The organism is Moraxella sp. CTOTU48717 (assembly GCF_032057165.1).
Lineage (GTDB): Bacteria > Pseudomonadota > Gammaproteobacteria > Pseudomonadales > Moraxellaceae > Faucicola > Faucicola tetraodonis.
In genome coordinates this window covers 1-11675 of record NZ_DAMBBC010000015.1, presented here as the reverse complement: position 1 = coordinate 11675, position 11675 = coordinate 1, and the positions used below count along the sequence as shown (strand labels likewise).

8 protein-coding genes, 2 tRNA genes and 1 pseudogene are annotated in these 11675 nt (G+C 45.5%); 7 read left to right on the top strand and 4 right to left on the bottom strand.

Features of this window, described 5'->3' with window-relative positions; all coding sequences use genetic code 11:
- Positions 1-225 precede the first annotated feature (225 nt).
- Entirely contained in the window at positions 226-1065 is an 840-nt protein-coding gene (gene proC / locus RT084_RS09325) for a pyrroline-5-carboxylate reductase (RefSeq protein WP_313099499.1), read from the top strand.
- Positions 1066-1170: 105 nt separating this feature from the next.
- The gene (locus tag RT084_RS09320) at positions 1171-1803 is read left to right on the top strand and encodes a YggT family protein (RefSeq protein WP_313099495.1); all 633 of its coding nucleotides are present in this window, start codon (positions 1171-1173) and stop codon (positions 1801-1803) included.
- Positions 1804-1852: 49 nt separating this feature from the next.
- Here the strand turns inward: RT084_RS09320 and RT084_RS09315 are convergent, their stop codons facing one another.
- Positions 1853-3490, bottom strand: coding sequence for a phospholipase D-like domain-containing protein (locus RT084_RS09315; protein ID WP_313099492.1), 1638 nt, complete (start codon positions 3488-3490; stop codon positions 1853-1855).
- Between the two features lie 10 nt (positions 3491-3500).
- Entirely contained in the window at positions 3501-4310 is an 810-nt protein-coding gene (locus RT084_RS09310) for a hydroxymethylpyrimidine/phosphomethylpyrimidine kinase (protein ID WP_312385372.1), read from the bottom strand.
- A 335-nt stretch (positions 4311-4645) separates the two neighbouring features.
- Between RT084_RS09310 and RT084_RS09305 the strand changes: the two genes are divergently transcribed.
- The 3 genes from RT084_RS09305 to RT084_RS09295 all read left to right on the top strand — a co-directional run bounded on the left by RT084_RS09305 (position 4646) and on the right by RT084_RS09295 (position 5835).
- Positions 4646-4735 (top strand) — tRNA-Ser (locus tag RT084_RS09305).
- A gap of 103 nt (positions 4736-4838) precedes the next feature.
- Positions 4839-4915 (top strand) — tRNA-Arg (locus tag RT084_RS09300).
- A 293-nt stretch (positions 4916-5208) separates the two neighbouring features.
- Positions 5209-5835 (top strand): RDD family protein, encoded by a 627-nt coding sequence (locus RT084_RS09295; RefSeq protein ID WP_227715564.1) that lies wholly within the window; start codon positions 5209-5211, stop codon positions 5833-5835.
- Here the strand turns inward: RT084_RS09295 and RT084_RS09290 are convergent, their stop codons facing one another.
- Both RT084_RS09290 and RT084_RS09285 read right to left on the bottom strand, forming a co-directional pair.
- Positions 5836-6741 carry a polyprenyl synthetase family protein gene (locus tag RT084_RS09290; protein ID WP_313099487.1) on the bottom strand — a complete coding sequence of 302 codons (906 nt, stop codon included), beginning with the start codon at positions 6739-6741 and terminating at the stop codon, positions 5836-5838.
- 101 nt (positions 6742-6842) lie between these two features.
- Complete coding sequence (locus RT084_RS09285; protein ID WP_313099483.1) at positions 6843-8663, bottom strand: acyl-CoA dehydrogenase C-terminal domain-containing protein; 1821 nt, start codon at positions 8661-8663, stop codon at positions 6843-6845.
- A 462-nt stretch (positions 8664-9125) separates the two neighbouring features.
- Between RT084_RS09285 and RT084_RS09280 the strand changes: the two are divergent.
- Positions 9126-10847, top strand: a pseudogene (locus RT084_RS09280) (ABC transporter ATP-binding protein).
- A gap of 132 nt (positions 10848-10979) precedes the next feature.
- Positions 10980-11618 carry a MarC family protein gene (locus RT084_RS09275; protein ID WP_007117140.1) on the top strand — a complete coding sequence of 213 codons (639 nt, stop codon included), beginning with the start codon at positions 10980-10982 and terminating at the stop codon, positions 11616-11618.
- Positions 11619-11675 lie beyond the last annotated feature (57 nt).

Below are 11675 nucleotides of genomic sequence, written 5' to 3'. Positions count from 1 at the left end.
CATGGGCTAAGACTGTCATGGACTTAGACTATCAAACGGGCATGAATCGCTTGAATTTGCGCCATGTACACCAATTTACGCTGTAAATTTGTCATCAAAATTTGTCATCAAAATTTGCAGTAGGTATGGTAGACTTATTTGCGAATAATAGCGAGGGCGAACCCTTTAACTACTTTCGTCTAACTGCTTTCGTCACCCCACAAAAAATGATTACAAAGGACATCTATGGCAACCACAACTTCTCTTAATATCGCCTTTATTGGTGGCGGTAATATGGCATCGGCACTCATTGCAGGGCTATTAGCAAAGGGTCAACCAACTAGCCTACTGCATGTGGTAGAAACCGATGCCGAGAAGTTAGCGGATTTTCAAGCCCAAGGGTTAAATACTTACAATGCGAGCAATATCGACGATACCAAACGCGCCATCGAAAAAGCCGATGTGGTCGTGCTCGCCGTCAAACCGCAGGTCATTAAAGATGTGTTACTGCCAGTCAAAGATAGCTGGGGCGAGCAAGTGGTTATTTCAATTGCCGCAGGGATTGGTACCGAGAGTTTAGCCGAGTGGTTGGGGCCGCAAGTCAAGCTAGTGCGGGCGATGCCAAATACCCCTGCGATGATTCAAATGGGTGCCACAGGCTTGTACGCGACAGCAGCGGTCAGCGAGGCGCAGCAGCAACTTGCGCAGCAAGTGATGTCCGCGACAGGACTGGTGTTATGGGTAGATGACGAAGACCTACTGCACGCCGTGACCGCTATCTCAGGGTCAGCGCCTGCGTATTTCTTTTATATGTTAGAGAACATGATTGCCACGGGTGAAAAATTGGGGCTGACCCAAACCCAAGCAACGGCTTTGGCAATGCAAACGGCATTGGGCTCAGCGCAAATGGCATTGACCAGTGATGATACGCCAGCTGAGCTGCGTCGTAAAGTGACCTCGCCCAATGGGACTACCCAAGCGGCAATTGAAGTGATGGATGCCAAACAAATGCATCAAATTATTGCCGATGCCATGCTAGCGTGTGAGCAGCGCTCGCGTGAGATCAGCCAAGCGTTTGGCAAATAACTCGATTTGGCTACAACATTGGCTACAACAGCAAATTTTAATTGACTATGTTAACGGCTTATCGTTAACAAGTGTGTAAGCAGCAAATAAGGATAAAAACAGGGCATGACTAATCTTTTGGCAGGGTTGTTTGATATCGTCGTTGCGGCGGCGATGATACTGGTTTTCTTTCGATTTATGATTCAGTTTGCTGGCATTACGGCAAAAGATGCGTTTGCCAAACCCATTTATCGTATGACACGCATTGTCGATGTGTTTGGACGTATTTTCCCAACCCTAGGCGATGGCAGAATTAATACCGCAAGTTTGGTGTTGCTATTTTTGCTGCGGATGATTTTTATTTGGGGCGTGCTTGGCATGATGCGCATTGATAGTCAAAATATTGGGCTGTTTTATATGCCAGAGGTGAACTTAGCCATGGTTGATTATCTATCGCGGCATTTTTCACCTGTCATGATGTTTTTTGTGGCGGCGGTGACCTTGCTGATTGATTTTTTAAGAATGTGCCAGTACATCATCATTGGCTCGTTTATCGGGGGCTGGGTGATGCTTTTTACCCAAAAAATGCCAGCGATTTTTGGCCTGCTCACCCTGCTTAGTGAGCCAATTATTCAGCCATTTCGCAAAGTATTACCTGCCACAGGCATGCTTGATTTGGCACCTATGCTGGGTTTTTTCTTGATTATTTTGCTAGAAACCTTGGTGCAAACCGTAGGTGTTTATCTATTAACCCTCTAGTCTTTGTAACCCTATAGTCTTTGGCAAACGACGATTAAATGAGTAAGCTTTAAAGCAGTGGGCTAAACAGGCGAATAGCGTTGTCCAAGAATTTTGCCCCAAAGCTACGCTGCTGCCATCCATCGCGCTGTAATAGCTCACTTTGTCGCAGATATTCATGCTGGCAAGTGAGTATTTGCTGGGTCATGGTACGATTATAAATCGCCATACTTACCTCCATATTCAGATAAAAACTGCGCATATCCATATTCACGGTACCAAACAAGCAATAATCGTCATCCACGCACAAAATCTTGGCATGTAGCAAGCCGGCATTGAACAAATAAATCTGCACCCCTGCTGACAACAGCGGCTCAAAATAAGCCTGTGAAGCAAACTGCACCAACAGCGAATCTACTTTTTTGGGTACATTTAAAATAACCTTGACCCCACGCTTGGCAGCGGTAGTCATGGCAAGCAGCAGCGCATCATCTGGCACAAAATAAGGCGTGGTAATAACCACTTGTTTTTTGGCAGCAAAAATTGCACACACCAAGGTTTCGTAGATGACATGCCCGGTTAATTCTGGCGCCGATGGAATCAGCTGCAAGCTGACTTGACTCACCGATGGGTAAGCTTGTAGGCTGCTTTGCAGCGGCAAAATTTTAAGCAGGGGCGGCTGAGCGACACGCGTGTTAGCGTTTTGACCTGCCCCGCGAGCGTTAGCCTCGTGTTGTAATTTGCGATGATGCAGCTTTGAGGTGTCAATATACAGCGACTTGGTAAAGCGATTAACGATTTTTTCAAGGTTTGAAAAATTGGCGTTGGTTTCTGCGCTGATATCCGTGGTCGTGACAAGTGACATGGCTTTCACCGAATTGACGGTATCATGGCTCTCCACCCGTATCATGACATCAATCCATTTACCCACATGCTCGTTTTGTTTGAAAAAATCGGGGTCGATTAGATTAAAACTTCCCGTATAGCCATAGCAACTGTCAAAAATAGCCAGCTTACGATGATTGCGGATATCAATGCGTTTGACAATAGTTTTGAACAAACCCACGGGCAGCGACTCATGCACAAAAACATCAGCGTCTCTCAATTTTTGCACCCACGAACTGCGAAAAAACGCATGACTGCCAACGCTATCAGCGAGCAAATGCACGGATACGCCGCGCTGGGTAGCCGCCATCAAAGCTTCTAATAACTCAATCACCCGGCCTTGTGGCGAAACAATATAAAACTCTAGCAAAATCATCGTGTTTGCCGCACGGATATCGGCCAATAAACTGGCAAAAATATGGTCAGCGTCTGTTATCAGCGTCAGCGTATGATTGTCGTACACGCCAAGCCCAGTTTTTAATAGGGCGATATTGCTCAGTTGCCGTGCTTCGGTGTCTAAGTTTTCGGAAATTTTATTAAAATCAATCTGATGAGCATTGGCAAAGTCACGCAGTAATTTTTGCACCATCAAACTACGCTTACGGTACTGGTGCCCAATATTAGTTTCACCAAATAACATATAACCGATGATGCCAACAACAGGTAGGGCAAATAATACCGCAATCCAAGCAATTGCTACGCTTTGGCGGCGCTGCTGTTGAATAACCCGCACAACTAGCCAAAGCGTGATGAGAAAATGGGCGATCACACCTAGCTGCAATAGCAACGTCTTGACAATCGACCACTCCAATAATAACCCCATAGTAGCTTGCCTAACCTAGCATTGAGGTGTAATGAAAGCGTTTGGGAATTCTTTGACCATGAGGGTGGACAATATCAGCGACTTTGAGCACGTGTTGCGTCCAAATATCTGCGCATTGTACCGCTGTCACAAGCTCATCACCCAGTGCCAAGCGACCTGCGATATAACTTGCCAGACTACAGCCTGAGCCATGATATTCACCCGCCAGTCTTGGCAAAATCGCTTGGTATGCCAGTCGGCAGGTTTGGTTGTCATTAACGTATAAATACTGCTCGATACCAGAGGCTTGGTTATCGTGAGACGTCTTGACTAGCACTGCTTTGGCACCTTGTTGACACAAATCTTTGGCGGCGGCGTGGAGATTGTCGATGCCTGTCAAATCACGCAGTTCAATGCTGTTAGGGGTCATTAGGGTCGCAAAAGGGGTTAGCTGGGCAAAGGCAGTCACCAAGGTGTCTTTGTCGCCTAACGCACCGCCACTGTTGGCCACCAGTACCGGGTCAAGCACATACGGCGTACCTGTTGCAATACTGCCATCGGTAAAAAGCTGCGCGAGCATCGCAATATTGTCAGTGGTGCCAAGCATCCCTGACTTGATGGCTTTGACAGGCAAATCATTGAGCACCGCCAGTGCTTGCGCCCTTAACAGCTCACTTGCGCATGCCTCAAACCCAAAAACTTGCTGTGAACTTTGAACGGTCACTGCGGTACAGGCAATCGCTGCATGACTCCCTGCTTGCCCAATCGACTCAATATCCGCTTGCAAGCCTGCGCCGCCTGAGGGATCTAACCCCGAAAAACACAATACAGTGGGGCGCAGTGTCATGCTGGGTACTAGAATAGGGGCAAGAGTAGCAGGGGTTGACATAAGATTCTCACAGGCTGGTTATCAATCCTTATAAGGATTAGTTAAATGGTTTTTTTAATCATTAATTTCAAACAGATTATCACATAACGACTGAGCCATAAACAGCCACTAGGTCATAGGCAGGCAGGGTGCCACTGCCAAGGTGCTGCAATTATTCTCACATAATTTTTTTAAAAAGTCTTGCAAATTTGGATTGGTTTGTTATAATGCCCACCCACAATACTTGAGGTTAATGGCGACATTGACTAAAACTATTGTACGGTGTTATAGATAAGTAAGACCAATTCGGTGACGTGGGTGAGTGGCTGAAACCACAGCCCTGCTAAGGCTGCATACGGGAAACTGTATCGAGGGTTCGAATCCCTCCGTCACCGCCATTTATTGAAGCAAAATTAGTTTTAAAATTATTTAAAATAAAGTTTGACAAAATAAATATTCTAACTTATAATAGCGCCCACTTCAAACGAAGACATTAGTTAAGCGCTTGTAGCTCAGTTGGATAGAGCATCAGGCTACGAACTTGAGGGTCGGGGGTTCGACTCCCTCCAAGCGCACCACTAATTACTTTGTTAAAATTAATCGCCACTCTTTGAGTTCAGGCGATTTTTTTTATGTCTTATTTTTTTGCCCCGAATTACTCAGCAGGCTATTTTGCCGTTCTGTTGTTTCACCACTGCCTCACTATTGCCTAAAGCATTTTCATTCCAGTTATGTTTATATGAGCCATGCGCTGATGGGTCTGTAGTTGGTGTTTGAGTCATAGCGTTTTGGTTGTATTTAGGCTACAATTTCGCTTATTAATTGCTACCATCATTCGCCCGCCATACCTATGCCTAAGACCGAAACCCTAATGTTAAAAACAGCTAAAACCAACAGCCAGCCGCAATCTCTGCCATCAGCGCCATTGCCAGAACAACAACCGGTGATGGCAAAAGCGGCTACTCGGCTGATTGCTATGCTGTATGATGGTATGTTGATTTTGGCGATGCTATTTTTTGTGCAGATGTTGCTGATTGTATTGGGGACTAAACTGCTAGGTTTGGCAGGGACGGATATGAAGCAAGCGGCGACATTACCGCTATGGTATCGTAATATTGTGCAAATCCCCGCCTTCGTGATTATCTTGGTTGGGTTTTATGGGGTATTTTGGCGTAAGGCAGGGCAGACGCTTGGCATGCAGACTTGGCGGCTCAAAACCATGAACCGTGATGGCTCATTGCTGAGTTGGCGGCAATCGATGATGCGGATATTAGCCGCGTGTTTATTACCCGTGGTCTGCGGGATGATAGGCTATCTTATTCATCAGTCGGTGGGTGCGCTGTATTTTAGTATGTTTATCGGGCTATTGTTTAATTATTGGTTTGCATGGGTCAATAAGCAAGGCTTGGCGCTGCATGATTTGCTATCAAACACCGTGACCATGAAAATGCCAAAAATTAACCACGAAGGCTTGTTTGCTGGGTTTAGAAAGAAATAATTACTTGTCTCTCGCCCACAACCAGTCCGCTAAATCGAGCAAATAGTTATCATCGCCAAATTCAGCAATCACCGCATTTTTAGCGGCATCAAATAAGCTTTGCGCGTAGGTTTTGGCAGCTTCCACGCCCAGTAGTTTGACATAAGTGGATTTATCCAATTTCTCATCACTACCCGCGGGTTTGCCAAGCTGCTCGGTATCGGCAGTCACATCCAAAATATCATCTTGTACTTGGAAAGCCAAACCAATCTGCTCGGCAAAGCTATTGAGGGCTTGCCGCTCGCTGTCAGTCGCGTTGGCACAGATGGCACCCATCAATACTGCAGCTTCAATGAGCGCGCCTGTTTTGTCACGGTGGATGGCTTCAAGCGCAGTTTGGCTAAGCTGTTGGTGCTCGCCATTTAAATCCAGCATTTGCCCCATGACCATCCGCCGTGCCCGTGGCGCAAACGTAGCAGAAAGCGGAGTGGCAAACTCGCTGTTTTCACCAAAATACGCATGGGTCAAGGCTTCAAATGCCAAGGTCTGTAGCACGTCACCGGCAAGCATGGCAGCGGCTTCACCATAGGCGATATGGGTAGTAGGACGACCTCGGCGCAGCGCATCATCATCCATACAAGGCAAGTCATCATGCACTAGCGAATAGCCGTGTAGACACTCCACCGCCATCATGGCACGGCGCACGTCATTAGATAATTGATGGGATGGGTTGGCAAGACTGTTGTCGGTTTTTACCGTGGCAAAAGTTGCGGCAATCAGCAAAGGACGTACCCGTTTGCCGCCATTGGTCATCGCGTATAGGCTTGCTTCATGCAGCGGCGAGGGTAACTTGCAGGCTTGGAGGTAGGCGGGGATATCAGATTCTAGTTGGTCAATGACTTGGCGCGAAAAAGCAGTAAATTCCATAATCAATTCTTTCGTATGTGTTAAAATTTTGAGCAATAAAAAAGCTGCCCCCATTAAGGTTGAGCAGCCTTTTTGCAAAATGGCGCAACAAGTTTAACCCATTAGTCTAGGAAATTAAAGCTATCTAAATCCATCGCCATTAAATCGCTTGGTGCCAACATGCTCTCTGAGTGACCTGAGGCGCGTGGCAATAGTTTTTCAAAATAAAACTCAGCGGTTTTGATTTTGGCTTCATAAAATTCTTTGGTTTCGCTGCCGCCATTTTTGAGTTTATCATACGCTACCGCTGCCATACGTGCCCAGTGATAGCCCATGATGACGTAGCCTGAGTACATTAAGTAATCATCGGATGCCGCTGAGACGATTTCACGGTCTTTACGCGCCGTCAACATGATACGTGTGGTAAGGGTATTCCACTCTGCACAGTATTTGGTCAATTCCCAAACGAATTTACGCATGCCTTTGTCTAGTGCATATTCACTACACCATTTCATGATATTGGCGGTGTAATCAAGCAGCACTTTGCCTTTTGATTGGATTAACACTTTACGACCTAGGAGGTCAAGCGCTTGTACGCCTGTGGTACCTTCATACAAGGTTGAGATGCGCGCATCACGGGCGATTTGTTCCATGCCCCATTCTTTGATGTAGCCATGACCGCCGTAGATTTGCATACCATGTTTGGCACATTCAATGCTTAGTTCAGTTAAGAAGCCTTTAAGTATTGGGGTATAAAAGCCCAATTTATCATCCCATTTGTGGAATTCAGCATCGTCACCGAGCATCGCTCCTTCAAACATTTTATCAGCATAGCGTGATGCGTGATAAATCATTGAGCGAGCCCCTTCTGAGAAGGCTTTTTGGGTGAGCAGCATGCGCGCAACATCGGCATGATGGATAATCGCATCAGCCACTTGATTTGGCTCTTTGGTACCTGATAGGGTACGCATTGAGCGGCGTTCTTTGGCGTAGGGCAATGAGTTTTGGAAAGCCAATTCCATATGCGCTAAGCCTTCCATACCTGTACCTAAGCGAGCAGTATTCATAAAGGTAAACATGGCTTTTAAGCCTTTATTCGGCTCACCGATTAGATAGCCTGTGGCATTATCAAAGTTGAGTACTGCAGTTGCTGAAGCTTTGATACCCATTTTGTGCTCAATTGAGCCACAGTTAACGGGATTGCGCTCACCAATCTCACCGTTTTCTGTGACCAAGAATTTTGGCACGATAAATAACGAAATACCCTTGGTACCTTCAGGCGCATCGGGTAGGCGTGCTAAAACGATATGCACGATATTTTCCGTTAAGTCATGTTCACCGGATGAAATAAAGATTTTGGTACCACTAATCTTATAAGTACCATCGTCTTGTGGGATGGCTTTGGTTTTAACTTGACCCAAGTCGGTACCACATTGTGGCTCAGTCAAACACATGGTGCCCGACCAACGACCTTCTACCAAGGCTGGCATATAAGTGGCTTTTTGCTCAGGGGTGCCGTATTGCATGATGGTATTCATACAGCCTACCGACAGTCCTGGATACATGGAAAATGCCCAGTTTGCTGTGCCCATCATTTCACTTTTGATGAGGTTGACAGACATTGGCATATTCAAGCCACCAAATTCTTCAGGAAACGGTATGGCTTGGTACCCAGCTTCAACGAACATATCATAAGCTTCTTTAAAGCCTTTTGGCGTGGTGACAACACCCTTGTCAAAATGGCAGCCTTCAGCATCGCCTGATTGGTATAGTGGCATCAACACATTGCTACAATAATCCGCAAAACTCTCAAGCATCATATCCACGGTTTCCGGATCGGCATTTTCACCAGATTTTAAGGTTTTGTAGTGTTCGGGGTAATTAAATACTTCATTGGTTAAAAAGCGAATATCACGTAGGGGAGCTTTATATGATAATGGCATACGCTGAAATCCTTTTAATAGGCTATTAACTAAGATAGAAAATGAAAGGTAAAAATAAGTCCGCCCAGTATAAAGGTATTTGCCGCTAAAAGCTTCAAATCATAATAAATATTCATAAATAATACCAATTATCATAAAATTATTTTATGATTTTGTAGTGCAAAGCTTCGCATGGACAAGAATGCAACAATTACCAACTACCTTAAACTTACTCGTTTTATTTAAACTTTACCAAAGATATTAAACCACCAAACGTATTGAAAAATCATTTGTGAGCCACTCTTGCCAAATATTCCCAACCCATCTCCCAACCAATCTCCTAGTCCATCGCTAGCTGATACGTCGACACTGCCAGCCAATCAACCTGCACCGACATCACTCAACAAACGCGAGCGCGGTGCCGTGCTGTGGTCAATTATCAAAAAATTATCCGTTTTTGCAAAATCTTATCACTCATTAATCATGGCGACGCTGCTACTTACGGTGGTTGGTTCATTTGCCGCGCAGGTCAATGCTTTTGTACTGCGTTACACGGTCGATCATTTGACCGAGATTCTCAAACTCAGCGAGCCGTGGCAGGAAGGTGCAAAACTGCTCACGACTATCAGCATCGTGCTACTGCTCAAAGAACTGTTATACGCGGCAATTAGCTTTGGACAGCGCTATTTTGGTGAAAAAATCCGCATTAATTTATCCCGGGATTTATCGCAAAAAGTCGTGACGCGTATTTTAAGTTACCGCATGGGGTTTTATACTCATCCTGATAACGACAGTGGTAAGCTGCAGACGCGCATTGATTTGGGTGTCAGTAGTCTCACGCGTTTGGTGCAAAACTTTTTTATTGATATGTTGCCCTTATTTGCCAATGCGATGGTAGCGCTGGTAGTGATGTTTAGCGCCAATGTGTGGGTGGGGATGGTAGGGCTGGTGATTGTGCCGATTTATTTTTATATCAGTCAAAAGCAAGCAACGCGTTTGCGAGGCTTTCGTCGGCAGATGCGCCACTATCGGGAGAGCAAAAGCGAGCAAATCATTTCGCTCATTAACGCTATCACCGTGATCAAATCCTTTGTCCGCGAGCCGATTGAAGCGCAAAAACATTTTGCCATTCAAAAAGAGATGACCGATAACCAACTTAAAACGCGCGGTATTGGCTTTGGCTATGATGCACTCAAAAGCTTTATCGAGCAGATTGGTGTCGTGGCGATTATTATTTTAACCGCGTATTTTGTGCTTGATGGGCAGATGACCATTGGCATGATTATGTTTTATGTGTTGTTATTTCAAAACGTCGCATCGCCGATTCGCCAGTTGCATCGTATCTATGATGAGGTCAATGATGCGCTGACTTATGCTGAAGGGTTTTTTGATATCTTAGAGGATGATAGCCAAATCGAAGTGGTAGGCGGTGTCAATCCTGCGGCGGTGCAGGGCGATATCGAACTTCAACACGTGGATTTTGTTTATCCCAACGGCAATCAAGCCTTGCAAGATGTCAGCTTTCGCATTCGGCGCAACCGAATTACCGCGTTGGTCGGGCTGAGTGGCGCAGGTAAAAGCACCATTATCAATCTGTTGGTAAAATTTTATCAGCCCACGCACGGGCAAATTTTGCTCGATGGCAAGGATTTGCAAGATTATGATACCCATGAGCTACGCCAACAAATCGGTTTGGTGTTGCAAAAAAACCATATTTTTGGCGGGACTATTGAAGAAAATATTCGTTATGGCGATTTAACGGCCAGTCAAGCCCAGATTGAGCAGGCAGCAATACAAGCCTCCATTCATGAACAAATCACCCAGCTGCCCAAAGGCTACCAAAGCGAAGCCAAATCCTTGTGAGGTGGACAGCAGCAGCGTATTGCACTGGCCCGTATGTTTCTCAAAAATCCGCCAATTGTCTTTTTGGACGAGCCGACCGCAAGTCTAGATGCCATTGCCAGCCAGCAAATCAAGCGCAGTTTGGATTTAATCAAACAAAATCGCACGGTGATTATCGTGTCGCACAATATCGCGCAGATTATTGACGCTGATGATTTGGTGGTCATCGAGCAAGGGCGCGTGGTGGAGACAGGCACGCATGATGAACTATACCGCAAGCAAGGCAAATACTATGAGATTTTTAATGCCATGTCCGATAGTTTAAATCTTGATAAAATCACCCAAACGTTAGAGAGTCATTAATTTCGGGTTCATGATGTAGGCTTGGTATGCGTACTGGTAGCGCTAAGCGGATTAACGCCGTAACCTGGCTTACTTAAATTTATGCTACCATAACTGTTTTGTCATATTCACCCAACAAGTTAGTCAATACTCATGGAATCTCAAGTCTTAAAAATATTTTTGGCACTGGTGGTACTGGTCAATCCATTTGCCGCGTTATCGTTATTTATTGATATCACCAAAGACGCCAATCGACAACAAACTCGCAAAGTTGCACTGATTTCAGCCATTACCGTGTTTGTGACCATCGCGATATTTTCGTTGGCAGGCGAGCCTATCTTAAAGGTGCTGGGGATTTCGCTTGGGTCATTTCGTATCGCAGGCGGTATCTTGGTATTGATTATTGCTATTGGCATGATGAATGGCGCTGGCAATGTTGCCAAACCGCATGTCGGTAAATCCGGGGATTTAAATGGCGTGGCGTTTCAAGGGGCGGCATCTGCCGTGGTGCCATTGACGATTCCGATGGTGATTGGTCCTGGTGGGATTTCTACCGTGATTATTTATGCCGCGAGCGGGCATAGTTATTTTAATATGCTAGCGATTATCACCGCAGGTTTGATTATCAGTATTATTACTTATCTAAGCTTTATGGCAGCGGGGCAGGTGAGTCGTTTCTTAGGTGATACCGGGCTTAATGTGCTCAATCGTATCATGGGGATGCTACTTGCGGCCGTTGCGGTAGAGATTTTTGTTGGCGGCTTAAAAAGTGTATTTCCGCAGTTGTTGTAAGTTTATAATACTCCCAGAAAACTAGACCAAAAAATCGTAGCAAATAAGATAGAATAG